The following is a 25,636-nucleotide window of genomic DNA, read 5'->3' on the forward strand; positions in this document are numbered from 1 at the left end:
GCCATCAGCCGGCAGGCTCCCTCGCCGGCGCCGACTCCGACGATGGCTCCTCCGCCGCCTCGGCCACGATCCTGTTCGCCATCCCGTTGAAGATCACGCCGTGGAACGGCAGGATCGCGAACCAGTAGAGCCGCCCGGCCAACCCCTTCGGGAAGAAGATCGCCCTCTGCCGATAGCGAGAGCCCTCCCCCTCCTGTTCCACCAGCATCTCCAGCCAGGCTTTCCCCGGCACCAGCATCTCGGCGCGCAGCCGCAGCTCCCTGCCCCTGTCGATCCGCTCGACCCTCCACCAGTCGAGGGCGTCCCCGGTCTGCAGCCGGTCGGCGTCGCGTCTGCCGCGGCGCAGCCCGACGCCGCCGACCAGCTTGTCCATCCAGCCGCGCAGCGCCCACGCCAGCGGGAACGAGTACCAGCCGCGTTCCCCGCCGATCCCTTCGACGACGCGCCACAGCCGGTCGGCGGATGCGCTGCTGCTGCGCTCCCGCACGTCGGTGTACACGGTGTGGCCCGCCCAGTCCGGGTCGCTCGGCAGCGGGTCGCTCGGCGCGTTGCCGACCGTCGAGTTGCGCCAGCTCGTCTCGACGTCGCCGTCGCGCATCCGGGCGAGCGCCAGGCGCACGGCGGTGCGGTAGCCCGTGAGCCCGCCCTCCGGCGGCGGGATGACCTCGTCGATGTCGTGCTCGCGCACCACGCAGTCGTACTGCAGCGACTCGATGATCGGCACGGCGAGGCTGCGCGGGATGGGCGTGACCAGGTTCACCCACTGCGACGCCAGCCACGGCGTGAACACCGGAAGCGACGCGATCGGACGCTGCCGGAGGCCGGCCTCCAGCGCGAACCCGTTCATCATCTGCCCGTAGCGCAGGATGTCCGGCCCGCCGATGTCGTACGCCCTGTTGATCTCCGGCGGCAGGTCGGCCGCCGCGATCAGGTAGCGGAGCACATCCCGGATCGCGATGGGCTGGATGCGGTTGCGCACCCAGCGCGGCGCGGGCATGTACGGCAGTACCTCGGTGAGGTGCCTGATCATCTCGAACGACGCGGAGCCGGACCCGATCACCACCCCTGCCTGCAGCACGACCGTCGGCACGCCGGAGTCGAGCAGGATGCGCCCGACGGCCACCCGGGAGCGGAGGTGCCTGGACAGCTCGCCCTCCGGGTGCAGCGCCCCGAGGTAGACGATGCGGCCGACGCCCGCGGCAGCGGCCTCCTCGGCGACGATGCGCGCGGCGTCGGCCTCCTCCTCGTCGAAGTCCCCCGACGCCCGCATCGAGTGGACGAGGTAGTAGACGACGTCGGCGTCTTTCATGGCTGCTGCGACGGCATCCCGGTCGTGCAGATCGCCCTCCGCCACCTCCACCTGCTCCAGCCAGGGCACGTCGGTGAGTTTCTGCGGCGAGCGCGCGAGCACGCGCACGGTGAATCCGTCGGCGAGCAGCCGGGGCACCAGCCGGCCGCCGATGTAGCCCGTCGCTCCGGTGACGAGTGCGCGTCTGCCTGTCATGCTGCGACCATACGCTCGTGTCCTGGCGCCGGATGCGCGCGGTGCGTTCGCCCGTCCTGTAACTTCGAGGCATGGGAAAGCTTGTCTACGCTGGAACGACGGAGATCGGTTTCGACGATCGGGTTCTTGCGCATCTGCAGATCGTCGTCGGCCTGAAGCTGCGACGCAAAGAGGGGTTCTTCTTCTCCTGGCGCGACGAGCAGGGTGTCGGAGACGGCCGCAGCGCCATCTGGATCGACCCGTCCGTTCCTCTGCTGTTCCGCTACAGCGGCGGCCGCCCTCCCAAGATCAACAAGGTGTGGCTGGAAGCGCTCACCCTGTCGTCCAACAGTGCCCAGGGTCTGCAGCTGACCGAGGAAATCGGCGCGCTCGGCGCCGACGAAGTCAACGCGGACACTCCTCCCGGCCGCTGAGTCCCGGAGCGAAGACGAACGAACCCCGCGCCAGGCGCGGGGTTCGTCCATGTCTGTCGTGCACTGGCCGGCCAACGGCCCGCTCAGCGCAGGTACTCGAGGAGTTCGGGGCAGCGGAGCCGCTTGAGGCTGCGGGTCTCCAGCTGGCGCACGCGCTCGCGGGTGATGCCGTAGACCTCGCCGACCTCATCCAGCGTCATCGGCTTCTGGCCGTCGAGCCCGAAGCGCATCCTGACCACCTTCGCGTCGCGCGGGGGCAGGTCTTTGAGGCGCTCTTCGAGGTCGCGGTGACGGAAGCCGACCTCGACGGCCTCTGCGGGCGTCGGGAAGTCGTCGTCCTCGATGAGGTCGCCGAGTTCCGCTCCCTCGTTCTCGCCGACGGGCACGGCGAGCGACACCGTCTCCGAGTCGCTCATCTGCAGCTTGTGCACCTCGGCGGGCGTCAGGTTGGACGCTTCGGCCATCTCCTCCAGCGTGGGGGTGCGGCCGAGCTCACCGCCCAGGTCGCGCCGGATGCGGTCGAGCTTGTCGATCTTCTCCACCGTGTGCACCGGGATGCGGATGAGCCGGGCGGTGTCCGCGATGCCGCGGAGGATCGACTGGCGGATCCACCAGGTGGCGTACGTCGAGAACTTGTTGCCGGTGCGGTAGTCGAACTTCTCCACCGCGCGCACCAGGCCGAGGTTGCCCTCCTGGATGAGGTCCATCACCGGCAGGCCGCGGCCCGCGTACCGCTTGGCGATGCTGACCACGAGGCGGAGGTTCGCCTCGATGAAACGCTCGAACGCGCGCTTGCCGTCGTCGGCGAGCCACTGCAGCTCGCGGCGCTCCACCGGGGTGAGGCCGGGCCGCTTGGCGAGGCGCTCTCCGGCGAGCACGCCGATCTCGATGCGCTTGGCCAGCGACACCTCTTCTTCGGCGGTCAGGAGGCGCGTGCGCCCGATCGAGTTCAGGTAGTCGCGCACCGGATCGTTGGTCACTTCGAGGACTGTCATGTCTCGTCTTCCCATCACTCGTGTTCATTTTTTCGCTCTGCATCACTGCGGTGCGAGTCCCGCGGTCGGGCGGGGAATCTTCTGACAGGTAAGCAAATCGGCTTGACCCCCAACAAGGGGTTGACAAGGGTGGTAACCAGACGCTAGGCGTGTCGGAAAGCGCTTCCAATGCATCCATTTGTCAAGCCCCTGCTGGGATCGGGATGCACGTCGTATCGTGCGCGACGTGAGCGCGCATACATCGAATACCCAGGAACCGTCGCTGAAGACGATCGAAACGACCATCCCGGCGAGGATGGACAGACTTCCCTGGTCGAAGTTCCACTGGCTCGTGGTGATCGGTCTCGGCACCGTGTGGATCCTCGACGGGCTGGAGGTGACCATCGTCGGCGCGATCGGTTCCCGCCTGACCGAGCCGTCCAGCGGCCTCGGGCTGTCCACAGCCGACATCGGTCTCGCCGCCGCCATCTACGTCGCCGGCGCCTGCGTCGGCTCGCTCGTGTTCGGCTATCTGACCGACCGCTTCGGCAGGAAGAAGCTGTTCATCGTCACGCTCGGCCTCTACCTGGTCGCAACGGTGCTCACCGCGTTCTCCTTCGCGCCGTGGATGTTCTTCCTGTTCCGCTTCTTCACCGGCGCGGGCATCGGCGGCGAGTACGCGGCCATCAACTCGGCGATCGACGAGCTCATCCCCGCCCGGCGCCGCGGCCTGGTGGATCTCGCGATCAACGGCTCGTACTGGCTCGGCACGGCGTTCGGCGCCGTGCTCACCGTCTTCCTGCTGAACACCGACATCTTCGCCGCCGACATCGGCTGGCGCATCGCGTTCGGCCTGGGCGCCGTGCTCGGCCTGGTGATCCTGCTGGTCCGCCGCAACGTGCCGGAGTCGCCGCGCTGGATGTTCATCCACGGTCGCGACGAGGCGGCGGAGAAGCTGGTCGGCGAGATCGAGCACGACGTGGAGGAGGACACGGGGAAGCACCTCGACGCCGTGCCCGCCGACAAGGCCATCCGGATCAAGCAGCGCAGGTCCACCGGGTTCGGTGAGATCGTGCGCGTTGCGATCACCCGCTACCCGAAGCGGTTCGTGCTCGGGCTCTCGCTGTTCATCGGCCAGGCGTTCCTCTACAAGGCCGTGTTCTTCACGTACTCACTCGTGCTGACGAAGCTGCTCGGGGTGCCGGACGACGTCGCCCCGTGGGCGCTCGTTCCCATCGCGATCGGCAACTTCCTCGGCCCGGCCCTCCTCGGGCACCTCTTCGACTCGGTGGGCCGCCGCTTCATGATCACCCTCTCCTACGTCGGAAGCGGCGTGCTGCTGGTGGGCACCGCCCTGATGTTCGACGCGGGCATCCTCGACGCGTTCTGGCTGACGGTGTGCTGGATGGTCGTGTTCTTCTTCGCCTCCGCAGGCGCGAGCAGCGCATACCTGACTGTCAGCGAGGTCTTCCCGATGGAGACCAGGGCGATGGCGATCGCGTTCTTCTACGCGGTCGGCACCGGCCTCGGCGGCATCATCGGGCCGATCCTGTTCGGCCACCTGATCGAGGACGGCATGCACGCGGTGGCCATCGGGTACTACATCGGTGCGGGGCTGATGATCGCGGCGGGACTGGTCGAGCTGTTCCTGGGCGTGGATGCGGAGGGCAAGTCGCTGGAGGACATCGCTGCTCCGCTGTCGTCGGAGGCGTCGGAGGGTGCGACGGAGGACGCTCCGAAGCGCTAGGCGAGCAGTTCCAGCAGCGCGGGCTCCGGTGCGCGGCCGTTGGACAGGTCGATCACCTCGCCCTGCCGGTAGCGGTCGAAGATGCGCGGGTCGATGTAGCTGTTGCGCGCGATCGCCGGGGTGTTCCCGAGCGCGTCCGCTGCCGCGGCGACCGCCGCGGTGATGCGCTTCGTCCGCTCGCGCTCCGTGCCGCCCGTTCCGAGTCCGGCGAGCGTCGCCGCCGCCGTGATCGTGCCGTGCAGCGTGCGGAAGTCCTTCGCGGTGAACTCGCCGCGCGTCTGCCGCCGGATGTACTCGTTGAGCGACGCGGGACGGATCGTGTGCCAGGTGCCGTCCTTCCAGGACAGCAGCCGCGAGCGCTGACCGCGCGCGGCGACGATCTCGGAGAGCAGAGCTGCCACATCCGGATCGGTGATCGTGCTCGTCCACTTCTGCGCGCTCTTCGCCGGGAACGTCAGCGTCACGTCGTCCCCGTCGATGGCGACGTGGCGGCAGAGCAGGGTGGTGAGTCCCCTGCTGCCGTTGGCGTGCAGGTACTCCTCGCTGCCGATCCTGAGCGAGCCGAGGTCGATGATCCTGAGTGCCGCCGCCAGGATCCGGTCCCTGCCGAAGCCTTCCTGCCGCAGGTCCATCGTGACGCGGCGGCGCGCGGCGGGCAGCGTCTCGGCCAGCTGGGCCGCCCGCTCGAACTTGACCCGGTCCTGATGCAGGCGCCAGGACTCGTGGTAGAGGTACTGCTTCCGCCCGGCCTGGTCGTAGCCGACGGCCTGGATGTGCCCTCGCGCGTCCGGCGAGATCCACACGTCCTGCCAGGCGGGCGGGATCACCAGCGACCGGATGCGCTCCAGCTCACGCTCGTCCACGATCGTGTTACCGGCCTCGTCCTGGTACGTCGGCGCCTTCTTCGTGCTGATCCTGCGGTAGCCGGGCCCGGACGGGTCGCTGCGGCGGAGGCGCGTCACGCGGGCTTCTTGGCGGCGGTCTTCGCCGTCTTGCCCGCTGTCACCGAGCCGGAGGACTTCGCGGTGGACTTCGCGGTGGCCGATTTCGCGGACTTCGCGCCGGACTTCGCGGCGGCGGACTTCTTCGCCGTCGACGTCTTCGCCGCGGACTTCTCCCCGCCCGAGCCCTTCGCGCCACCCGAACCTCTGCTGCGCTCGACGCTGCGCTGCAGCGCCTCCATGAGGTCGATCACCTCACCGCCGCCCGAGCTCTTCTCCTCCTGCTCGCCGAACGTCTCCGCCGTGTCGATGGTGTCGCCCTGTTCGAGCTTCGCCTCGATCAGCTTCCGCAGCTCATCCTGATATTCGTCGCTGAACTTCTCGGGCTCGAAGTCGCCGGCGAAGCTCTCCATCAGCGCGGCGGACAGGTCGAGCTCGCGCTGGGTGATCCGCGGGCTGTCCTCCAGCGACGGGAAGCTCGCCTCGCGGACCTCGTCGTTCCACAGGAGGGTCTGCAGCACGAGCACGTCCCCGCGCACCCGCAGCGCGCCGAGCCTGGTCTTCTGCCGCAGGGCGAAGTTGACGATGGCGGTGCGCTCCGAGTCTTCGAGGGTGCGCCGCAGCAGCGCGTACGCCTTCAGCGACTTGGAGTCCGGTTCCAGGTAGTAGCTGCGGTCGAACATCAGCGGGTCGAGCTGATCGTTCGGCACGAACTCGACCACGTCGATCTCCCTGCTGCGCTCAGCGGGCAGCGACGCCAGGTCGTCGGGGGTGAGCACGACGGTGCGCTCCCCGTCGTCGTACGCCTTCGCAATGTGCTCGTACGGGATCGTCTTGCCGTCGATCTCGCACACCCGCTTGTACCGGATGCGCCCGCCGTCCGCGTCGTGCACCTGGTGCAGCGCGACATCGTGATCCTCGGTCGCGCTGTATACCTTCACCGGCACGTTGACCAGCCCGAAAGTGATCGCACCCGTCCATATGGCCCTCATGCCCCCATCGTGACCGTGGACGGCGCGATTTTCAACCAGTGATCGAGGTTTGGCCTACGAACCGTCCCTGAGGTCGCCCGGCACCGTGTTCGCGTAACGGATGGCGTCGAACCGCGCGACACAGGTGTCGCCGAGCGGAGCCTGCGCCATGAACCCGACGTTCACGTCGCCGTCCCAGTCCAGCCGGAACACGCGGACGAAATCCCAGGTGACCCCGTCGGCCGACGAGTGGAACGCCCATCCGACGCCCGTCTTGACCACCCGCAGGAAGACGTGGTCGGCGGTGACGACGGTGGAATTGCAGTCGTCGGAGAACCCGTTGGTGACGACGGAGACGACCATCGCCTCCCCCTGCGGCGAATACTCGAAGCAGAGCTTCGCCCAGTGATCCTTGTCGCCCCAGATCGCGAGCACACCCGCATCGAACGTGCTGCGCGGGTGCTGAACGCTGACCCGAGCCGACAGCGTGAAGTCCTCCGTCGGCACGAACCCGAGCGACGTCGCCCCGTGCTGGTGCTCGCCGCCGAGCGCACTGTTCGTCCAGTCGGTGCCCGCGGCGGCGGTCAGCGTCAGCTGGCCGGGACCCGCCTGCTCGGCGGCGCCGGTGCCGTTGCTCCAGGTGAGAGGGGGAAGTGATTCGACGACGAAAGACATGTATTCAAGGCTATTGCACGCCAGGGAGGGACTCCCGAGAATCACCGTCCGGTGCCGTTGAGGGATGGGCGTAGAACTTTAGAATTCTTTTTCATTTGTTGTGGTTTGATATTAGATCTCTTTTTAGGCTGTCCGCATGATTAGACACAGAATTCGCAAAGGTGCAACTGTGCTGGCGGCCGCGACGGCAGCAGTACTCGCCGTCACACTTGCCGCCCCGCCTGCTGCCGCTGCACCCGGGACTCCGAGAACGGATGTGCTGACCGCCAGCAAAGAGGCCGTCATCAGTTTGAGCGCCGAAGCTCACGCCGTGAGCGACTGGCCAGCCCTCGACGACGGACGCGTCACGACCCTTGCGCGAGAGATCGCTGCATCACACCTCAGCCGAAGCGGCGACCCGCTCGACGCGGCGAGCGCCATCGGTCGCCGCTCCGTCGACGGGCACGAGATCGTGCGTATCCCGATCGTTGCCCGCGAAAACCCGACGGGTCAATCCGCGCTCACCGTTTTCTACGACGCCAGCGGTGAAGTCGCGACGACGGTGGAGATGTCGTTCATCCCCCTCTCGCAGGACTCCGGGACCGTTCGGATCTGGAACGACGGGTCGCTCTCACTCGATCGCGTAGTCACGGCCGAGAAAGGCCAAGCGGGAGGCTCATCGCTGAGCCGAGCCACCTATAAGAAGGGCGACTGGTGGGGCAACCTGTCGACGTGCCTCAACAATCAAGGCATCCCGGGGTGGGTCGTGGCCGGCCTCAGTCTGGCCTGTGGAGTCGCCTGCGCCGTCACCCTGGGAGTGGGATGCGGTGTTTGCCTGGCCGCGGCGATCGGCGGCTGGAGCGGTGTCGCCACGGCCTGTGTCGCCATCGCGAACACGTACTCCTAGGGGTATCCGTGACGAAAAGCAGCACATACCGGGGCCTCGGAGTCGGCTTCCTCCTCGCGGCGGGCGGCGCAACAGCCCTGAGCCAGGTCGCCCAGCCGCTCGCCGTCGCGCTCTGGCTGGCCGCCGGAACGATGCTGGGGCTGGCGACTTGGATGCTCGTCAGAGCGGCCGGAGTCCAGGATCCGGACCACAAAGAACCGTAGTTCGCACCCCCGGCAGGCGACGCACCAGGTGACGCGCCCCGCCTCCCGGCGTACGATCTGGCGCATGGCCGCCACTGACACCGAGTCCGTCGAGATCGATGGGCATCGGCTGAAGCTGACCAATCTGGACAAGGTGCTGTACCCGGAGACCGGGACCACCAAGGCCGACGTGATCGGGTATTACAACGCCATCGCCGAGGTCATGCTGCCGCACATCCGGGATCGAGTGGTCACCCGCAAGAGGTGGGTGCACGGGGTGGGGACGCCGGATGAACCCGGCGAGGTGTTCTTCCAGAAGAACCTGGATGCGTCGTCGACGCCGTCGTGGGTCAAACGGAGGACGATCACGCACAAGAGCCACTCCAACGACTATCCGCTGGTCAACGACAGGGCGACGCTGATCTGGCTGGCGCAGATCGCTTCGCTGGAGGTCCACGTGCCGCAGTGGCGGGTGTCGAGGAACGGCACGCCGAAGAATCCGGACAGGCTGGTGCTCGACCTGGATCCCGGCGAGGGGGTCACGCTCGCCGACTGTGCCGAGATCGCCGTGCTCGCCCGCGGCATCCTCACCGACATGGGGCTCGACCCGATGCCGGTGACCAGCGGGTCCAAAGGCATCCACCTGTATGCGGCGCTCGACGGCAGCCAGACCAGCGAGCAGGTCTCCGCCGTCGCCCACGAACTCGCCCGGGTGCTCGAGGCCGACCATCCCGACCTCGTCGTGAGCGACATGAAGAAGGCGCTGCGGGTCGGCAAGGTGCTCGTGGACTGGAGCCAGAACAACGCGGCCAAGACCACGATCGCGCCGTATTCACTGCGCGGGCGGTTCCGCCCGACCGTCGCGGCGCCCCGCACCTGGCGGGAGCTCGCGCGGAAAGACCTCGCCCAACTCGACTTCACAGAGGCACTCGCCCGCGTGAAACGGAGGGGCGACCCGCTCGCCGACCTGTCCGCCGGGCACCTCGACGAGGAGGTGCACGGCGCGGCGGAGGACAGGCTGACGACCTACCGCAGCAAACGCGACGCCGCCAAGACGCCGGAACCTGTTCCGGAGAAGCTGCAGCACTCGACCAGCGGGCGCACGTTCGTGATCCAGGAGCACCACGCCCGGCGCCTGCACTGGGACTTCCGTCTGGAGCACGACGGCGTGCTGGTCAGCTGGGCGCTCCCCAAAGGGCCGCCGACCGATCCCGGACAGAACCACCTCGCCGTGCACGTGGAGGACCACCCGCTCGAATACGGCGCGTTCGAGGGCGACATCCCGCACGGCGAGTACGGCGCAGGGCATGTGACGATCTGGGATGCGGGCGACTACGACCTCGAGAAGTGGCGCGACGACGAGGTGATCGTGACCCTGCACGGCACGAAGGGCGGGGGGCTCGGAGGCGACAGGAAGTTCGCACTCATCCACACCGGCGGGTCGGGCAAGGCGGAGCAGAACTGGCTGATCCACCTGATGAAAGACGACGCGGCGAAAGGCCAGAGCACGAAGCCCGCGAAGGCCGCCAAGGCCGACGCCCCCACCCGCACCACCCGCACCACCCGCACCACACCCGCCCCACTCTCCGCCAAACCCATCTCCCCCATGCTCGCCACCCTCGGTTCCGAGAAGGACGTGCACGACGAGTCCGAGTGGGCGTTCGAGATGAAGTGGGACGGCATCCGCGCCATCGCGGAGGTGCGCGGCGATGCGCTCCGGCTGAGCACCCGCAACGGCAACGACGTCACCGTCGCATATCCGGAGCTGCGCACGCTCACCGAGGTCGCCGACGGGCACGAGCTGGTGCTCGACGGCGAGATCGTCGCCCTCGACAAAACCGGCCGCCCCGACTTCGGCCTGCTGCAGACCAGGATGGGCCTCACCAGGCCGTCCGACGTGGATGCGGCTGTCAGCAGGGCGCCCGTGCACTACATGGTCTTCGACCTCCTCGAACTCGACGGCGAGAACTATCGAGGCAAGACGTACGACGAGCGTCGCGCTGCCCTCGAAGACGTCCTCCGACCGCCGAAGGGCGACCCCGTGCAGGTGCCGCCGGCATTCGACGGCGACCTCCGGCACGCCGTGGATGCGAGCAGGGAGCTCGACCTCGAAGGCGTCATGGCCAAGCAGCGCGACGCAACATACGCCACCGGCCGCCGCTCCCGCACCTGGATCAAGATCAAGCACCACCGCACGGAGGAGGTCGTGATCGCCGGGTGGAAGCCGGGCAACGGCCGGAGGGCGAACACCGTCGGCTCGCTGCTGCTCGCCATCCCGGACGGGGACGGCGACGGGTTGCGCTACGTCGGCAAGGTCGGCACCGGGTTCACCGACGCGATGCTGGACGACCTCGCGAAACGCCTGGCGGCGCATCCACGGAAGACCAGCCCGCTCACCGATGTGCCGTCCGCCGACGCTCGGGATGCGCACTGGGTGCGGCCCGAACTCGTCGGCGAGGTGGAGTTCGCCGAGTGGACGCCGACGGCCAGGCTGCGTCAGCCGTCGTGGCGCGGGCTGCGGCCCGACAAGTCCGTCGGAGACATCAACGTGGAGTGACCGGCGAGTACACGCGGAGGCCGCCGGGCACGAGGGTGACGTTCAGGCGCTTCGCGCCGTCGTCGTCCGTGCCGCCTGGCGTCTCCGTCGACGCCTCGCCGTCGTGCGCGTAGCCGGGGTCGTCGTCGCGGGAGCGGATGGTCAGGCCGGTGCTGGTGAACGAATCCAGGACCGGCGGGCCCTGCAGGAACGGCAGGCGCGCGACCAGCGCATCCACCCGGCCGCCGAGGGCCAGCGCGACCGTCCCGCGCGTGCGCGGCTTACCGCCGGCGAACAGCACGCGCACGTCGAGCACGCCGTCGTCGAGGCGCCTGCGCTCGATCGGGGCGGCGGTGACCGGGTAGTAGCGGCCGACGCCGACGAAGACGGACCAGATGGTGCGGCGTCCACCCTCGATCTCGACGCGCAACGGACTGGTGCGGCGGACGACCCGGATGGCGGCGACCAGCGCAGCCAGCGGCTTGCCGATGCGCTTCTCGTACTTCTCCCGCTCCTCCACGAACGACGGGTAGATGCCGACGGACAGCGTGTTGAGCACGACGACGGGGTCGCCGGTGGCGAAGCGGAGCTCGGCGATGTCGACAGCCCTGCCCGATCCGGACTGCAGGGCGTCGATGGCCGTGTCGACGCTGTCGAGCATCGCAGCCTTCGCGAAGTGGTTGAAGGTGCCGCCGGGGAAGACGAGCAGCGGGAGGTCGTGCTTCCTGGCGATCGTCGCCAGTGCGCCGACGGAACCGTCCCCACCGTGGATGCCGATGACGCGCGGCGGGTTCGGGGACGCGAGAGCCGCATCCACCAGCTCGGCGAAATCGTCGCCGTCGGACAGCTCGTGCACCGTCGCCTTCGGGAGGCGCTCGGCGAGCAGCGGCCGGGGATCCGGGCGGCCGAGCCCGCGACCGGAGCCGGGGTTGACCAGGATGAACGCTCCGTCCCCGTCGGCGAGCGCTGGAAGGTCGATGGTCGTCGCCGTCGGCGGTTCCGCGATGAGCAGCGCGGAGGGCTTCGGTGCAGGGACGACCGCCTTGAGCGCGAGGGCGACGCCCGCGCCGATCGCCGCGCCGCCGACCACGTCGGAGAACCAGTGCGCCCCGGTGTGCAGCCGCGAGTACGCGACGCCGGCGGCCACCGGGGCGAGGGCCGCACCGGCTACCGGGGATTCGAGGGCAGCGCCGGTGGCGAAGGCGACCGCGCTGGCGGTGTGCCCGGACGGGAACGACGGCGACGTCGGCGTGCGCTGCAGCCGCCTGCTGATCGGGATGGACGTGAGCGCCGGCCGCTCCCCGCCGACCAGCCGTTTGCCGATCAGGTTGGCGACCAGGCTGGCGATGCCGAGCGATGCCAGGCCGCGCACAGCGGCACGCGGGCGGCCGAGCAATGCGAGGGCCGCAGCGGCCACGAACCAGAGCTTGCCGTGGTTCGCCGCAGAGGAGACGCGACGCCAGAAGGTGTCGACCCCCCTGCCGGTCTTCCGCGCGTTCACCCGCTGCGCCACTCGTTCGTCCACGCGTCGCACTCGCACTCGCCACATGTCCCCCACCATAGCCTCGCCGCGAACCGTGCCGTTTTTCTGGCTGGGGGTCCCTCGGCGCTAGGATCGTGGACGTGAGCACACACGTTGAAGAACCACGCACCGCAGACCTCGACGACGAGCACGGCAGCCTCGTCCGCAGCCTGAGCGCTGTGCTGCCCGGCCCGGTCGGCAAGCTCATCGCGACGCTGGTCGCACTGGTGTCGGCGGTCTTCTTCGTGATCAGCCTGGTCTTCACCTGGAGCGGCGACCCTGACGCGTTCCTCCCCCTCTTCCAAGTGTTCGTGGCCGGCACGGTCGTCTCGCTCAACGCGCTGTTCGCGTACAGGACCTTCAGCTACGTCATCACCCTCATCGGCGCTGTGCTCTGGCTCTGGGTGTCCGTCACCCCGTTCGAGCCGTTCTGGCAGACCCTCCTGCAGGGTGTGACCGTGATGATCATGGCCGCCGGCGTCGTCTTCTCCACCGCTGCCGTTGCGCTGAGCAAGAAGCCGCGGTTCTGAGCGGCGAGCCTTCAGGCCCCCGCACCGGCCGCTCCGAAGCGGACCACCCAGCTCCCCGCACGTCCGAACCCGGACGGCCGACCGAGCCTGACGGCACGACGCTCGCGCGCCGCCGTCACTTCGTCGACCTCTCGCCGCTGAAGGAGTCCCCCGCCTTCGCCCGGCTCTGGGTGGGCGGCTCGATCGCCGGCATCGGCGGCCAGATGACCATCGTCGCCGTCGGCCTGCACATCTACGACCTCACCCAGTCGACGCTCGCCGTCTCGCTGGTCGCGCTGTTCGCCTTACTGCCGATGGTCGTGTTCGGACTCTACGGCGGCGTGCTCGCCGACGCGTTCGACCGCCGCCTCGTCGCACTCGTCACCGCCATCGTCGCCTGGGTGTCGACGGCCGGCATCGCCGCGTTCGCCTGGCTGGACATCCAGGTGGTGTGGCCGCTGTACGTCCTCACGACCATCAACGCCGTCGCCACGGTGGTCATCGGCGGCACCAGGCAGGCCATCACGCCGCGCCTCCTCCCCGCCAGGCTGCTCCCCGCGGCGAGCGCCCTCGGCGGCATCGGCTTCGGCGTGCAGGTCACGATCGGCCCAGCCCTCGCCGGGCTCCTCGTCGCCAGCGTCGGCATCAGCTGGACGTACACGGTCGACGTGGTTCTGTTCACCGCGGCGTTCCTCGGCATCTTCACCCTGCCGAAGATCGTCCCGGAGGGCGAGCAGCAGCGCGCGGGCATCGCGGGCGTGCTCGACGGCCTGCGCTTCCTGAAGACGGCGCCGAACCTGTCGATGACGTTCGTGCTCGACCTGATCGCGATGACCTTCGGCCAGCCACGCGCCCTCTTCCCCGCCGTCGGCGCCCTGCTGATCGGCGGTGGCCCCGTCACGGTCGGCATCCTCACCGCGGCGGGCGCCGTCGGCACCCTCCTGTCGAGCGTGTTCTCCGGACGGCTCGGACATGTGCGCTGGCAGGGCAGGGCGGTCGCGCGCGCGATCATCGTGTACGGAGCGTGCATCCTGGGCTTCGGGATCGTGCTGGCGGTGATCGCGTTCGCCGGGCTCGGCGGCAGCGGCCAGAACTTCGCAGACGCGAACCTCCCGGCGCTGATCCTCGCCGCCCTGCTGCTCGCCGGGTCGGGCGCGGCCGACAACATCAGCTCGATCTTCCGCATGACCATCCTGCAGGCGTCGGCACCGGATGCGATGCGCGGCAGACTGCAGGGCGTGTTCACGGTGGTCGTCACCGGCGGCCCGCGCCTCGGCGACCTGTACATCGGACTGCTCGCGCTCACCGGCGCGCTGTGGTTCCCACCCCTGCTCGGCGGCCTGGTGATCATGGTGCTGGTGGCGACGGTGGTGCGGGTGCAGGGCGCGTTCCGGCGGTACGACGCGCTGGCGCCGACGCCGTAGGGGTGCGCTGCGCACTCTGCTGTGCGCTACGGGCGGGCGCGGGTCCGGATGCGCCGGGCGAGCTGGGGGTAGTCGATGACGATGCCGTCCGGGTCGACCGTGAGGTCGGCAGTGAAGTCGCGGCTCTCACTGCTGTAGCGGACGACGGCGTGGCCGGCCTCCTCGTCGTACGGGGTCGCACTGTACAGCTGCTCGCTGCGGCTCACCGCGAGCGACGGCAGCGCGACCCACGCCATCACGAACCTGGTCTCTGCGACCTCGCGCCGATTGGCGCCGAGCCGCAGGATCGGCATGGTGTTCGTCACCGGGCAGAGCGCGAGGTCGCAGTCCAGCGCTCCGTCGAACGCGCCGTCCGCCGCCTCCCGGGCGTCGATGCCGGGATCGGCCAGCTCCTCGTCGTGGTAGACGCTGATGCCCTCCTGGGTCGCCTCGCTCGTCCAGCGGCCGTGCGCATCCCGGGCGAGCGCCAGACGGCGGGTGAACCCGCGGCCGAACACGGCGACATCGAGCCTGCTGGTGACCCAGTCCGGCCCTGTCTCCAGCGACCAGCTGGTGACGTAGTCGGTGCTGCGCGAGGTGCCCAGCGCATCCAGCCGGTCGGCCGCGAGGGTGATCGTGGCCGCCTCCACCCGCTCGGGATCGTCGTCGCCGACCCACTCGACCTGCCTGACCGCTCCGCGCATCCCGACCACCGCCTCCCTTCCAGGATGGTCCTTCCGCGGGCTGCGCTCAAGCCGTGGATTGCGCGGGTAGCGGCGCGGGCGCCGGCGGCCCGACGTACCGGGACGACGGCCGCACGATCTTGCCCTCGGCCGCCTGCTCCAGGATGTGCGCCGTCCAGCCGACCACGCGGGCCGACGCGAACGTGGGCGTGAACATGCTGCGCGGGATGCCGCACGCCTCCATCACCACGGCCGCGTAGAACTCGACGTTGGTGTGCAGCTCCCTGCCCGGCTTCAGCTCGTCCAGCAGCTCCTGCACCCTGCGCTCCACCTGCACGGCGAACGCCACCCGCTGCCCGCCGAACCCCTCGGCGATGCCGCGCAGCATCCGGGAGCGCGGGTCCTCCGTGCGGTAAACGGCGTGCCCGAACCCCATGATGCGCCCACCGGACTCGACGATGCTGGTCACCCAGTCGTCGATGCGGTCGGGGGTGGCGATCTCGTCGAGGGTGTCGAGCGCCCTGCTCGGCGCGCCGCCGTGCAGGGGTCCGGACAGCGAGCCCATCGCGCCGGTCACGGCGGCGGCGAGGTCGGCGCCCGTGGAGGCGATGACGCGCGCGGTGAACGTCGATGCGTTGAAGCCGTGGTCGATCGCCGCGGTCATGTACGCGCTCACCGCGTGCTCGCTCCGCGCATCCGGGACCCGTCCGGTGACGAGGTAGAGGTAGTTGGCGACGTGCCCCAGATCGTCGCGGCTGCGCAGTGGGGCGCGGCCGGACGCGAGCGCGTGCAGGGCGGCGAGCAGCACGGGGGTGATGGCGCTGACGCGGATCGCGTCGGCGATGCGCGCGTCGGCGTCTTCGTCGTACAGGGGCCGGATGCGGTCGGCCGCTGCCACGGCGGCGAGCGCCATGCGGACGCCGGCGAGGGCGTCCGGAGTACCCGCGGTGAGTCGCGCGATGGCGGGGAGCAGTTCCGCGACCTCGTCCGGGATGGTGCGGTCGGCGGCGATGCGGGAGCGGAAGGCGGTGAGCTCGGCGGCATCCGGGAGCGTGCCGAACAGCAGCAGGTGCCAGGCCTCCTCGAAGCTGCGCTCGGCGGCCAGCTCGACCGCGGAGTACTGGCGGTAGTGGTAGAAGCCTTCGTGCCCGCGCACATCGCCGAGGGCGGTCTCCGCGGCGACCACGTTCGTGAGGCCGCGGGGAACGTCGATGAGGGTGTCGTCCATCCGTGCGTTCTGCATAGTATGAGCATGCGCATGGATTCTCGGTGCGTCAATGTTGATTGGATCAATGTGGGGAGTGCCATGCGAGAGGCGTCTGACGTGGAACGCGGGGGCGGTGGGGCGCACCGGAGCGTCGGGGCACTCGGCGACGACGGCACGGTCGGCCCAGCGCTCCCCCGGCTCACGGCGGAGCAGACCGCCGAGCGGCTCGGCGTGAAGCTCGAGACCCTGTACGCGTACGTGGCGCGCGGCCGGCTCGACCGCATCCGGACCACGGACGGCTCCACCTTCGACCCGCTCGACGTCGAACGGTTCGCGGCCGACAGGAGGCGGCGGCCGGTGGCCGGTCCGCACAGGCACTCGGACGGGCGCCCTCTCATGGTGGTGGACACCTCGTTCGCGCTGATCGAGGACGGCGAACTGTTCTACCGCGGCAGGAACGTCGGCACGCTCGTCGGCGAACGGTTCGAGACCGTCGCGCACTGGGCGCTGACCGGAGAGTGGGATGCGGGCGCGCGGTTCCCCGCCGCCGCCGGACTGACCGCCGCCCGCCGGGTGGGCGATGCCCTGCCGGACTCGGCGACCACGCGCGACCGGCAACAGGTGGCGGTGACCGCGCTGGCCGCCGCCGACCCGCTGCGATACTCCCTCGACCGCGCCACGGTGGTCGGGGCGGCAGAGGGGTTGGTGGCCGGGATGGTGGATGCGCTGCCCGCCCGCGGCGCGCTGGACCCGGGCCCGGCATCCGTCGACCCGGGCCCAGCATCCATCGACCCCGCCCTGGCAGCGGCGTCCCCCGCCCTGGCCGCGCGCCTCTGGGCAGCCATGACCGACGCCCCGCCGACGTCGCTCGCCGCGCTGAACGCCGCCCTCGTGCTCCTCCTCGACCACGACCTCGCCGTCTCCACCCTCGCCGCCCGGGCCGCGGCGTCGGCGCGCGCCAACCCGTATGCGGTCGTCACCGCCGGACTCGGCGCCCTCGACTCGCCCCTGCACGGCAACGCCAGCCGCGCCGCCCACCGGATGCTCGCCCGCGTCGTCGCCGGAGAACCGGCCGAGCGCGTGGTCGCCGACACGGTGGTCGCCGGGCGCGGTCCGGTCCCCGGGTTCGGCCACGTCCTCTACCCGCAGGGCGACCCGCGGGCGCGCATCCTGCTCGGGATGCTCGGGGACACCTCCACAACCGCAGGCGCCACCGCAGCCACAGATGCCGCCGCGGCCGTCGAGCAGGTCGCCGCCATCGTCCACCGCCGCACCGGGCTACGCCCCAACATCGACCTGGCCATCGCTGCCCTCGCCATCGCATCCGGGATGCCCGACGACGCGGGCGAGGTGGTCTTCGCGACCGCCCGCGCCATCGGCTGGGTCGTGCACGCCCTGGACGAGTACGAGCAGCCGCCGCTACGGCTGCGCCCCGTCGGCCGCTACGTCGGCTGACCGCGCCTCAGCGCCGCACCCCAGCGCCGCAGCACTCACCGCCGCAGCGCCTTCCGCGCCAGCCAGTTCCCGAGGAACTGCGCCGCCTGCACCAGCACCACGATCGTGATCACCGCGATCCACGTCACCGCCCAGTTGTACCGCTGGTAGCCGTACGAGATCGCGAAGTCTCCGAGTCCGCCGCCGCCGATGCTGCCCGCGATGGCCGACAAGTCCACGATCGCCACGAACACGAACGTGTACCCCAGGATGAGCGGGCCGAGCGCTTCGGGGATCAGCAGCGTCGTGATGATCCGCCACGGGCTCGAGCCCATCGCGCGTGCCGCCTCGATCACGCCGGGGTCGATCGTCACCAGGTTCTGCTCGACGATGCGGGAGATGCCGAACGTCGCCGCGATCGTCATCGGGAAGATCGCCGCCGGGGTGCCGAGGAACGTGCCGAGCACCAGCTGCGTCAGCGGCGCGACCGCCGTCATGAAGATGATGAACGGGATGGGCCGGATGAAGTTGACCACCACGTTCAGCACCGCGGAGAGCACCCGGTTCTCCAGCAATCCGCCACGCCTGGTCGTGTAGAGCAGCACGCCGAGCGCGAGGCCGAGGATGCCGCCGAGCACGAGCGTCGCGACGACCATCCAGAGCGTCTGCCCGATGGACTGGACGAAGACCGGCCACAGGGTGTCCCAGTCGTTCACGCCGCCACCTCCTCCACCTCGGTGACCTGCCGGAGGTCCGCGATCAGCGCATCCACCCCGGCGTCGTCGCCGATCAGTTCCAGGGTGAGGCTGCCGAACGAGCGGCCCTGCAGCGCGGAGATGCCGCCGTAGACGATCTCGAAGCGCACGTTGTGCCTGCCGACCGCATCCGACAGCACGGCCCCCAGCCGCCCGTCGTCGTGGATGCGCGCGGAGACGATGCGTCCGGCGTGCTTGCCGCGCAGACGCTCGACCTCGGTCTCGTCCGGCCGGTTCCTGAGGACCGTCCCGACGAAGCGCTGCGCCGTGCCGGTCTGCGGGGCCGAGAACACCTCGAACACGCTGCCGGTCTCGATCACGCGTCCGGAGTCGAGCACGGCGACGCGGTCGGCGATCGAGCGGACCACCTCCATCTCGTGCGTGATGACCACGATGGTGACGCCCAGCTCGTCGTTGACCCGCTTGAGCAGCCGCAGCACGTCGGCCGTCGTCTCCGGGTCGAGCGCGGACGTGGACTCGTCGGCGAGCAGGATCGCCGGGTTGGTCGCGAGCGCGCGGGCGATGCCGACGCGCTGCTTCTGGCCGCCGGAGAGCTGGTCGGGGTAGACCCACGCCTTGTCGGTGAGACCGACGAACGCCAGCAGCTCCGCGACCCGCTCTCGGCGCTTGTCCTTCGGCCAGCCGGCCACCTTGAGCGGGTACGCGACGTTGCCGAACACCGTGCGCGACCGGAACAGGTTGAACTGCTGGAAGATCATCCCGATCCCGGCCCGAACAGCACGCAGCTTCGGTTCGGGAAGCTGCGTGATGTCCTGGCCGTCGATCAGGATGCTGCCGGACGTCGCCCGCTCGAGCGCGTTGATGAGCCGCACCAGCGTGCTCTTGCCCGCCCCCGAGTATCCGATGATGCCGAAGATCTCACCGCGCTCGATCGCGAGGCTGACACCGTCGACCGCCGTGATGGTCGTGTCGCCGGAGCGGAACGCCTTCGAGACGTCGCGGAACTCGATGATGGGGCTCATCCGCGCTACTTCGCCGCCGCGATGGTGGTCTTCAGCTTGTCGAGGATGGCGATGAGGTCGGACTGCGGACGGTCGACGATCACCGCGGTGTTCTTCGACTCGGCCAGCACCGCGTCGGTGACCGCCGTGGTGTGGTAGAGCTCGGCGATCTTGAGGTACGTCTTGTTGTCCTTGTCGGCCTCACGGGCGACGAACGCGTTGATGTACGGCTCGGCGGTGTCGCTCTTCGGGTCGTCCTGGAAGAGCGCGGACTTGGGGTCGATGCCCGCGGTGAGCGCGAAGTTGTTGTTGACGATCGCGCCGTCGGCCGAGTCGAGCGCGGGGGCCGTCTGCGCCGCATCCACCGGGATCACGGAGACCTTCGAGTCGGAGGCGACGATGTCGGCGGGCGTCGCGAGCGTGTTGCCGCCGTCCTTCAGCTTCAGGAGTCCGGCCTTCTGCAGCACGAGAAGGGCGCGGGCCTGGTTGGTCGCGTCGTTCGGGATGGCGATCTTCGCGCCCTGCGGGATCTGCTCGACCGAGGTGTACTTCTTCGAGTACAGCGGGAGCGGAACCACCTGGGTGGAGGCGATCGGGACCAGCGTGGCGTTCGCGCTCACGTCGTAGTTCGCGAGGAACTGCAGGTGCTGGAACAGGTTCAGGTCGATCTGCTTGTCCGCGAGCGCCGGGTTGGCCTGCGTGTAGTCGCGGAAGCCGACGACCGTGATGTCGATGCCCTCCTTCGCCGCCGCCTTCTTCAGGATCGGCCAGTAGGGGGCCGACTGCTCGGTGGTGCCGATCTTCACGCTCACCCGCTTCTCCGCGCCGCTCGATGCCGGAGCCGACAGGTTCACGACGACGAGCACCACGGCCACGACGATCGCGATGACGGCGATCCCGATGCCGACGATCCAGCCGGTCTTCGACTTCGGCTTCTCCGGCAGGGATGGGGTGGGCGGGGTGGCCTCGGACATGGCTGTGCCTCTCTTGTGAAGGGGTGGGGGTGTGCCGGCGAACGGTTGACGGCTATTCGAGCCTGCCTGCTGTGCGCCGGATGCCCAAACCGTGTTCCGAAATGTGACAGCCCGCGTGGGGTAGGCTGGTGGAATGTCAGATTCCTGGTCCCAGACGGTGACGGTGAGACTCTTCGGGTGGGCGGCCGCTGCCCTGGTGCTCGTGGGGGTGGTGTGCGTCCTCCCACTGCTGCTGGTCGACGCCGGCCCGGACGACGACCAGGGTGCCCGCGTCGCCGGGGCCGCGTTCAGCACGGCGGTCATCGTGGTCTGCGTGGTGCTGCTGTGCGGTTTCACGCGCATCCGGGTGTCGGTCGACAGGCGCGGCCTGCGGGTGACGCTGCCGCTGCTGTTCGGGATGCGCGTGAAGAGCATCCCGCTGTCGCGCGTGGCGACGGTGTCGGCCGAGGACGACCTGCGGCCCGCGCAGTGGGGCGGCTGGGGCTACCGGGTGATGCCGGGGCGGTCGGCCATCGTGCTGCGCCGCGGGCCGGCGCTCGTGGTCGGAACGACGGCGGACACGTATTTCGCGGTGACGCTCGCCGACCCGGAGACGCCGGCGGCGCTGCTCGCGACGCTCACGGCCGGCGGTGCGGCTGGCGCTGCTGGGCCGGCCGAGGCAGCGAAAAGCCAGTAACTGTCGCGAAATCGCACCGATTCGGCACAGTTACTGGCTTCTCGTGTCCGGTCAGGCGTTCTGCGGCTGCATGGCGGCCTGGATGCGCACCATGTTGCCGGACGGGTCGCGGAACGCGCAGTCTCGCGGACCCCAGGGCTGGTCGATGGGCTCCTGCAACACCTCGGCTCCGGATGCGCGGACCCGCTCGAACACGCCGTCGATGTCGTCGGTGCGGAACACGATGTTCTGCAGGACGCCCTTGGTGATCAGTTCGAGGATGGTGTCGCCGTCGGCTTTCGACCGGCCGCCGTACGGGTCGGAGAGCACGATCTCCAACCCCGGCTGGTCGGCGCTGCCGAGGGTGATCCAGTGGTGGCCGCCCGACTCGACGTCGCGCACGACATCGAGCCCGAGGGCGTCCCGGTAGAAGCTGAGCGACTCTTCGGGGTCGCTGACGGTGATCTGGTAGTACTGCAGTGAAACGGTCATGGGTCCACTGTAGAAATCCCGGCGCGCTGCGCGCTTCTCCAAACCTGCTCGATGAGGCGGGATGCGGCTCAGGCGGAGGCGGACTTCACGGGGCGGGTGCGCTGTTTCGCCACGCAGGACGGCATCGCCTCGACGGCCTGGTGCTCGCGTGCGCGGTACGCGGTGGGCGACATCCCGACGATTTCGCTGAACTTGGAGCTGAACGACCCGAGCGACGTACAGCCGACGGTCATGCAGGCGTCGGTCACGCTCATCCCGGACCGGAGCAGCGCCATCGCGCGCTCGATGCGGCGGGTCATCAGGTAGCTGTACGGGGTCTCGCCGTACGCCGCCCGGAACCGGCGGGAGAAGTGCGCGGGAGACATGAGCGCCTTACTGGCGATCGTGGGCACGTCGAGCGGCCGCGCATACTCGCGGTCGATCAGGTCGCGCGCCCTGCGCAGGTGCACGAGCGTCTCGATCTCCTCCGGTGACACGCCACGAGCGTAGCACCGCACCCCCACAGCGGCCCGGGCGGAATCGAGCCCGCGCAGCGAGGCACCCCACCCGCGCAGCGGCCAGGCCGATCAGGCGCCGTCCACGCGGTCAGGCGCTACCCACGGGCTCACGCGTCCTGCTCGACCAGCCGGATGAACGCGCTCAGCTCGGTGAGGCCGGTTGGTGTGTGCGGCAGGTATTCGGTCAGCTCGGGCGAGTGGACGAGGTACGCCGCCCATTTCGCGCGGGACACGGCCACGTTGAGCCGGTTCTTCATGAGCAGGAACGACATCCCGCGCGGCACGTCCGCCGACGACGACGCCGCGAGGCTGACGATGGCGATGGCGGCCTCCTGGCCCTGGAACTTGTCCACCGTCCCGACCCGCACGCGCTCCAGCCCGGCATCGTCGAGGGCCGCACGCACCGCGGAGAGCTGCGCGTTGTACGGCGTGACGACGATCACGTCCTCCTCGCCGAGCGCATCCCGTTCCCGGCCTGCGCTCGGGTCGGTCCACGCGCGCCCGAGCACGTCCTGCACGATGGCGACCACCACGGCCGCCTCCTCCGGCGATTCCGTCGAGTTGCCGACGTGCTCCACCGGGACCGGGTGCAGCCCGGCCCTCACCCCGTCGAGGGACCGCAGCGCCGCCTCCGGATGCGCGTGCAGCTTGCCCTCGTAGGACAGCCGGGACACCGCGGCCGCCAGCTCGGGATGCATCCGCCTGCTCTCGGCGAGGAAGTACCCGAACTCGGGCGGCAGCACGTCGTGCCCGTCGCTCACCCAGCCGAGGGCGGAGCCGTCGATGGGCTCGGGATGCTGTCCCTGGCTGACCTGCGGAAGCTGCTGCGGGTCGCCGAGCAGCAGCAGGTTGGCCGCGGACACCCCTGCGCCGATGGTGGAGGCGAGCGAGAACTGGCCTGCCTCGTCGACCACCAGCAGGTCGAGGCTGTCGCGCGGGATGCGGGCAGCGTTCGCGAAGTCCCACGCCGTGCCTCCGACCACGTAGCCGGTCGCCTCGTTGTCGAGGGCGAACAGCAGCTGGCCGTCGTGCTCGAGCGGGGTGAACGCGTGGGCGTCCCTGTCGCTGTCGCCGCCGGGGACCTTGCCGACGAGCCGCGCATCCAGCCCGGCCGCGACGACGCGGTCGAGCAGGTTCTCGACGACGGCGTGCGACTGCGCCACGACGCCGATCCGCCGGCCGTGCCGCTGGACGAGGCCGGCGATCACGTGCGCCCCGAGATACGACTTGCCGGTGCCGGGAGGCCCCTGCACGGCCAGGTAGGAGCGGTCGAGGTCGAGAAGGCTCGCGATGACGGCGTCGATGCGCCCGCTGCCGTCGTCCGGCCCTTCGGGAGCGAGGCGCCCGGAGCGGGTGCGCGGTGGCGTACGCCGCAGCACGTCGACCATCGCGTTGCGCGGCCACCCGCCAGCGCCGCCCGATGCGTCAGCAGCGCCGGATGCGTCAACGGCGTCCCCAGCGCGCTGCGACTCGGCGGTGGCGCCAGCATCCCCCGCGCGACGCGCCTCCAGCAGGTCGCTCCCCCACTCGCGGATCGCCTCGGCCAGGCGGCGCGCATCCGGAGGACCGGCGGGCGTCAGCGCGCTCGGCAGGTCGTCGTACGGCAGCACGTCTTTCGGCAGGGTCTCCCGCACCACCACGGCGCCGTCGTCCGTCGCCGCGATCACGGCGACCGACCGCACCGCCCGCGCGCCCGGCTGGGAGCGCGGCTGGCGGAACGGTCCGGGGTATTCGTAGAGCAGGAACGGCCCGGTGCGCTCGCTGACCCGGATGGCGCTCCCCGGCCCCCATCGCCCGCTCAGCAGCAGCTCCCGGCGTTCGACGCGCTGGCCGTCGTCCTGGTACCAGTCGCGCAGCACCTGTGCGGACTCGACCACCAGCACGTCCCGGTTGTCGGCCCACTCCTCCACCGGTTGGATGAGCCGGGAGAAGTGGGACTGCCAGAAGCTCTTCTGCTCCCTGCGGTGGAAGTCGATCGCTGCTGCCGCCAGCGCCATCGCCTCCCTGTCCGGAGTGCGGTGCGGGTCGAGCGGGTCGCCCGCGTATGCGAGCAGCCCGGCACGCAGCGGGGACTCCTCGGGAGCGATCTCGAGATCGTCGACCGGCGCCTGGCCGATGGGGACACCATTCTCCTGCGCCCGCGCGATCAGCCAGTCGCGCAGCCGCAGCGTGGACACGCAGTCGTACCTGTTGTAGTCGCCGATCGCATCCAGGATGGGCTGCGCCTCGTCTTCGCGGCCGACCGCGATGAGGTCGCGCGCGTTGGCGTACTGGGTGATCGAGTCCGCGCCGTTCGTCACGTCGCTCTCGCGCAGCTCGTCGCCCATGTAGAGCGGTTCCAGCTTCTTGATCGAGTACGAGCGGGAACCGACCCGCACCGCCTTGCGCACCAGAGGGTAGAGGTCGACCATCACGTTGTCGCGGAGCAGGGCGTCGACCTCCTCCTCGCCGACGCCGTGCCGGGCGGCGAGGGCGAGCAGGTGCGTCTGCTCGTATGCGGCGTAGTGGTAGATGTGCAGGTTCGGGTATCGCTGCCTCCGTTCGCGCACGAACGCGAGGAACGCCTCGAGCGCCACCCGCTCCGCGGCGAAGTCGTGCGCCCAGAACGCCGTGAATTCGGCGTTCTCGTCGACCAGCCCGAACAGGTAGTCGAGGTTCCAGCGCTCCCCCGCGCCCTCGGTGTAGAGCGGGTCGCCCTCGAAGTCGAAGAAGATGTCGCCGACATCCGGGTGCGGCAGCACGGCGAGGACCGGCGCGTTGAAGACCCGGATCGGCGGAGGCTCGCCCTCGACAGCATCCCGTTGCAGGCGCGCCTGCTCGCGCAGACCGTCGATTGTTCCCTCGGGCACTCCGTCGATCTGGCCCGTGGATGCGGCGAGCTGGTCGATCGTGAACACCCCGGCCTCGAACAGCCTCGCCCGCTGGGTGACGCGCATCCCGGCCACCAGCAGCACATCCCTGGTGGCCTGGATCTCGGCGTCGCAGGTGTCGCAGCGCCCGCAGACGGTGAAGCGCGGGTCTCCCCAGGCGACCGGACCCTCCTCGGCGAGGTGCTGCTCGATGATCCAGAGCAGGCGGGCGCGCCGCTTGCGGTAGACGGGCTCGATCTCGGACACCCTGTGCTCGCTGACCGAGCCGTCGCCGAGCAGCAGCTCGACCGTGTCCTCCACATCGACCCCGATGCGACGCAGCTGCCCGGCGTATGCGGCGAGCTGCAGCAGTGCAGTGACTCTGGCGCTGCGGGCGAGCTTGGAGTCCTGCACCCGGTAGCGGCCGTCCGGACGGCGGACGATGAAGTCGGCGAACCCCACGAACGAGCCGTCGAAGAAGGTGGCCTGGAACACCACTTCGGCCGAGCGGGCGAAGGCGTCGGCCGTCGCGGCGACCGCGGCGGCGAGACTGTCGGCGTCGAGGCGCTCGGGACGCTCGATCTCGGCCACCGCTGTGCCGAACCGCTCGCGGTAACGCTCCAGGATGTGCTGCTCGTGCTCGTCCCCCAGCCGCGACGACCGCACGTACATCGGGTCTTCGACCTCGTCGGTCTTCTCGATGCGGCCGAGCTTCACGTCGAGCGTGCGCAGGAAGGCGAACTCGCACTTCGACGCCTCGGTCAGGTCGCTGGCGCTCGTGACGATGACCCCGTCGAGAAGGAACACGTCCGCTCCTTCCGGCGACGCCGACGGCCCCTGCGGCCGCCGCTGTCTGCGAGCCTAT

The 25,636-nt window shown here is 69.9% G+C and carries 23 protein-coding genes; 9 read left to right on the forward strand and 14 right to left on the reverse strand.

The genetic code is table 11. From position 1 onward, the window contains the following. Positions 1-4 precede the first annotated feature (4 nt). The gene (locus ACN6M5_RS06020; RefSeq protein ID WP_434948888.1) at positions 5-1,504 is read right to left on the reverse strand and encodes an SDR family oxidoreductase; all 1,500 of its coding nucleotides are present in this window, start codon (positions 1,502-1,504) and stop codon (positions 5-7) included. Positions 1,505-1,575: 71 nt separating this feature from the next. On the opposite strand from ACN6M5_RS06020, the gene ACN6M5_RS06025 reads away from it, so the two are divergent. Further along, positions 1,576-1,917: a DUF7882 family protein gene (locus tag ACN6M5_RS06025; protein ID WP_085368045.1), complete on the forward strand. Its 342-nt coding sequence runs from the start codon at positions 1,576-1,578 to the stop codon at positions 1,915-1,917. Positions 1,918-2,000: 83 nt separating this feature from the next. On the opposite strand, the gene ACN6M5_RS06030 is transcribed toward ACN6M5_RS06025, so the two are convergent. Beyond that, positions 2,001-2,912: a sigma-70 family RNA polymerase sigma factor gene (locus ACN6M5_RS06030; protein WP_085368048.1), complete on the reverse strand. Its 912-nt coding sequence runs from the start codon at positions 2,910-2,912 to the stop codon at positions 2,001-2,003. 295 nt (positions 2,913-3,207) lie between these two features. Between ACN6M5_RS06030 and ACN6M5_RS06035 the strand changes: the two genes are divergently transcribed. After that, positions 3,208-4,638, forward strand: coding sequence for an MFS transporter (locus tag ACN6M5_RS06035; protein ID WP_434952326.1), 1,431 nt, complete (start codon positions 3,208-3,210; stop codon positions 4,636-4,638). Here ACN6M5_RS06035 and ACN6M5_RS06040 read toward each other — a convergent pair. Genes ACN6M5_RS06040 through ACN6M5_RS06050 form a run of 3 tightly spaced genes read right to left on the reverse strand, consistent with a single transcriptional unit; the run spans position 4,635 to position 7,225 of the window. Next, positions 4,635-5,600, reverse strand: coding sequence for a DNA topoisomerase IB (locus ACN6M5_RS06040; RefSeq protein ID WP_434948889.1), 966 nt, complete (start codon positions 5,598-5,600; stop codon positions 4,635-4,637). The two genes, ACN6M5_RS06035 and ACN6M5_RS06040, sit on opposite strands and share 4 nt — an antisense overlap. Then, entirely contained in the window at positions 5,597-6,571 is a 975-nt protein-coding gene (gene ku / locus ACN6M5_RS06045) for a non-homologous end joining protein Ku (protein WP_434948890.1), read from the reverse strand. Before ku ends, ACN6M5_RS06040 begins: the two co-directional genes overlap by 4 nt. A 54-nt stretch (positions 6,572-6,625) precedes the next feature. After that, a complete protein-coding gene (locus ACN6M5_RS06050; protein WP_434948891.1) occupies positions 6,626-7,225 on the reverse strand; it encodes a DUF1349 domain-containing protein in 600 nt (199 codons plus the stop codon). A 169-nt stretch (positions 7,226-7,394) separates the two neighbouring features. Between ACN6M5_RS06050 and ACN6M5_RS06055 the strand changes: the two genes are divergently transcribed. The 3 genes from ACN6M5_RS06055 (at position 7,395) to ACN6M5_RS06065 (ending at position 10,850) form a co-directional block, all read left to right on the forward strand. Continuing rightward, entirely contained in the window at positions 7,395-8,111 is a 717-nt protein-coding gene (locus ACN6M5_RS06055; protein WP_434948892.1) for a hypothetical protein, read from the forward strand. 8 nt (positions 8,112-8,119) lie between these two features. Then, positions 8,120-8,314 carry a hypothetical protein gene (locus ACN6M5_RS06060; RefSeq protein WP_434948893.1) on the forward strand — a complete coding sequence of 65 codons (195 nt, stop codon included), beginning with the start codon at positions 8,120-8,122 and terminating at the stop codon, positions 8,312-8,314. 64 nt (positions 8,315-8,378) lie between these two features. Continuing rightward, entirely contained in the window at positions 8,379-10,850 is a 2,472-nt protein-coding gene (locus ACN6M5_RS06065) for an ATP-dependent DNA ligase (protein ID WP_434948894.1), read from the forward strand. Here ACN6M5_RS06065 and ACN6M5_RS06070 read toward each other — a convergent pair. Continuing rightward, positions 10,837-12,354: a bifunctional phosphatase PAP2/diacylglycerol kinase family protein gene (locus ACN6M5_RS06070; protein ID WP_434948895.1), complete on the reverse strand. Its 1,518-nt coding sequence runs from the start codon at positions 12,352-12,354 to the stop codon at positions 10,837-10,839. The two genes, ACN6M5_RS06065 and ACN6M5_RS06070, sit on opposite strands and share 14 nt — an antisense overlap. 98 nt (positions 12,355-12,452) lie before the next feature. Between ACN6M5_RS06070 and ACN6M5_RS06075 the strand changes: the two genes are divergently transcribed. Continuing rightward, positions 12,453-12,881: a hypothetical protein gene (locus tag ACN6M5_RS06075; protein ID WP_085368060.1), complete on the forward strand. Its 429-nt coding sequence runs from the start codon at positions 12,453-12,455 to the stop codon at positions 12,879-12,881. A gap of 137 nt (positions 12,882-13,018) precedes the next feature. Further along, positions 13,019-14,284, forward strand: a complete 1,266-nt coding sequence (locus tag ACN6M5_RS06080) for an MFS transporter (RefSeq protein WP_085368062.1) — start codon at positions 13,019-13,021, stop codon at positions 14,282-14,284. A 26-nt stretch (positions 14,285-14,310) separates the two neighbouring features. Here ACN6M5_RS06080 and ACN6M5_RS06085 read toward each other — a convergent pair whose 3' ends face one another. Next, positions 14,311-14,967, reverse strand: a complete 657-nt coding sequence (locus ACN6M5_RS06085) for a putative glycolipid-binding domain-containing protein (RefSeq protein WP_434948896.1) — start codon at positions 14,965-14,967, stop codon at positions 14,311-14,313. Between the two features lie 46 nt (positions 14,968-15,013). Continuing rightward, positions 15,014-16,189 carry a citrate/2-methylcitrate synthase gene (locus ACN6M5_RS06090; RefSeq protein ID WP_434948897.1) on the reverse strand — a complete coding sequence of 392 codons (1,176 nt, stop codon included), beginning with the start codon at positions 16,187-16,189 and terminating at the stop codon, positions 15,014-15,016. 81 nt (positions 16,190-16,270) lie between these two features. On the opposite strand from ACN6M5_RS06090, the gene ACN6M5_RS06095 reads away from it, so the two are divergent. After that, positions 16,271-17,608 (forward strand): citrate synthase, encoded by a 1,338-nt coding sequence (locus tag ACN6M5_RS06095; protein ID WP_434948898.1) that lies wholly within the window; start codon positions 16,271-16,273, stop codon positions 17,606-17,608. 35 nt (positions 17,609-17,643) lie between these two features. On the opposite strand, the gene ACN6M5_RS06100 is transcribed toward ACN6M5_RS06095, so the two are convergent. From ACN6M5_RS06100 to ACN6M5_RS06110, 3 genes are read right to left on the reverse strand one after another with little or no spacing between them, the layout of a single operon-like run. Next, positions 17,644-18,303 carry a methionine ABC transporter permease gene (locus ACN6M5_RS06100; RefSeq protein WP_085368068.1) on the reverse strand — a complete coding sequence of 220 codons (660 nt, stop codon included), beginning with the start codon at positions 18,301-18,303 and terminating at the stop codon, positions 17,644-17,646. Further along, positions 18,300-19,325 (reverse strand): methionine ABC transporter ATP-binding protein, encoded by a 1,026-nt coding sequence (locus ACN6M5_RS06105; protein WP_434948899.1) that lies wholly within the window; start codon positions 19,323-19,325, stop codon positions 18,300-18,302. Before ACN6M5_RS06105 ends, ACN6M5_RS06100 begins: the two co-directional genes overlap by 4 nt. 5 nt (positions 19,326-19,330) lie before the next feature. Then, a complete protein-coding gene (locus ACN6M5_RS06110; RefSeq protein WP_434948900.1) occupies positions 19,331-20,278 on the reverse strand; it encodes a MetQ/NlpA family ABC transporter substrate-binding protein in 948 nt (315 codons plus the stop codon). A gap of 133 nt (positions 20,279-20,411) precedes the next feature. On the opposite strand from ACN6M5_RS06110, the gene ACN6M5_RS06115 reads away from it, so the two are divergent. Beyond that, complete coding sequence (locus ACN6M5_RS06115; RefSeq protein WP_434948901.1) at positions 20,412-20,954, forward strand: hypothetical protein; 543 nt, start codon at positions 20,412-20,414, stop codon at positions 20,952-20,954. 51 nt (positions 20,955-21,005) lie between these two features. On the opposite strand, the gene ACN6M5_RS06120 is transcribed toward ACN6M5_RS06115, so the two are convergent. The 3 genes from ACN6M5_RS06120 to ACN6M5_RS06130 all read right to left on the reverse strand — a co-directional run bounded on the left by ACN6M5_RS06120 (position 21,006) and on the right by ACN6M5_RS06130 (position 25,578). Next, positions 21,006-21,425, reverse strand: coding sequence for a VOC family protein (locus tag ACN6M5_RS06120; protein WP_085368075.1), 420 nt, complete (start codon positions 21,423-21,425; stop codon positions 21,006-21,008). 68 nt (positions 21,426-21,493) lie between these two features. Continuing rightward, positions 21,494-21,901, reverse strand: a complete 408-nt coding sequence (locus ACN6M5_RS06125) for a helix-turn-helix transcriptional regulator (protein WP_085368077.1) — start codon at positions 21,899-21,901, stop codon at positions 21,494-21,496. 128 nt (positions 21,902-22,029) lie between these two features. Further along, positions 22,030-25,578, reverse strand: a complete 3,549-nt coding sequence (locus ACN6M5_RS06130) for a TM0106 family RecB-like putative nuclease (protein WP_434948902.1) — start codon at positions 25,576-25,578, stop codon at positions 22,030-22,032. Positions 25,579-25,636: the final 58 nt, after the last annotated feature.

This window comes from Leifsonia araucanica (genome assembly GCF_051161895.1).
In the GTDB taxonomy this organism is placed as follows: Bacteria; Actinomycetota; Actinomycetes; order Actinomycetales; family Microbacteriaceae; genus Leifsonia.

Excerpts from the sequence above, each read along its gene's own strand:
- ACN6M5_RS06020 (WP_434948888.1), bottom strand. The coding sequence starts at position 1,504 with ATGACAGGCAGACGCGCACTCGTCACCGGAGCGACGGGCTACATCGGC.
- ACN6M5_RS06025 (WP_085368045.1), top strand. The coding sequence starts at position 1,576 with ATGGGAAAGCTTGTCTACGCTGGAACGACGGAGATCGGTTTCGACGAT.
- ACN6M5_RS06030 (WP_085368048.1), bottom strand. The coding sequence starts at position 2,912 with ATGACAGTCCTCGAAGTGACCAACGATCCGGTGCGCGACTACCTGAAC.
- ACN6M5_RS06035 (WP_434952326.1), top strand. The coding sequence starts at position 3,208 with ATGGACAGACTTCCCTGGTCGAAGTTCCACTGGCTCGTGGTGATCGGT.
- ku (WP_434948890.1), bottom strand. The coding sequence starts at position 6,571 with ATGAGGGCCATATGGACGGGTGCGATCACTTTCGGGCTGGTCAACGTG.
- ACN6M5_RS06050 (WP_434948891.1), bottom strand. The coding sequence starts at position 7,225 with ATGTCTTTCGTCGTCGAATCACTTCCCCCTCTCACCTGGAGCAACGGC.
- ACN6M5_RS06065 (WP_434948894.1), top strand. The coding sequence starts at position 8,379 with ATGGCCGCCACTGACACCGAGTCCGTCGAGATCGATGGGCATCGGCTG.
- ACN6M5_RS06085 (WP_434948896.1), bottom strand. The coding sequence starts at position 14,967 with ATGCGCGGAGCGGTCAGGCAGGTCGAGTGGGTCGGCGACGACGATCCC.
- ACN6M5_RS06090 (WP_434948897.1), bottom strand. The coding sequence starts at position 16,189 with ATGCAGAACGCACGGATGGACGACACCCTCATCGACGTTCCCCGCGGC.
- ACN6M5_RS06105 (WP_434948899.1), bottom strand. The coding sequence starts at position 19,325 with ATGAGCCCCATCATCGAGTTCCGCGACGTCTCGAAGGCGTTCCGCTCC.
- ACN6M5_RS06110 (WP_434948900.1), bottom strand. The coding sequence starts at position 20,278 with ATGTCCGAGGCCACCCCGCCCACCCCATCCCTGCCGGAGAAGCCGAAG.
- ACN6M5_RS06115 (WP_434948901.1), top strand. The coding sequence starts at position 20,412 with ATGTCAGATTCCTGGTCCCAGACGGTGACGGTGAGACTCTTCGGGTGG.
- ACN6M5_RS06120 (WP_085368075.1), bottom strand. The coding sequence starts at position 21,425 with ATGACCGTTTCACTGCAGTACTACCAGATCACCGTCAGCGACCCCGAA.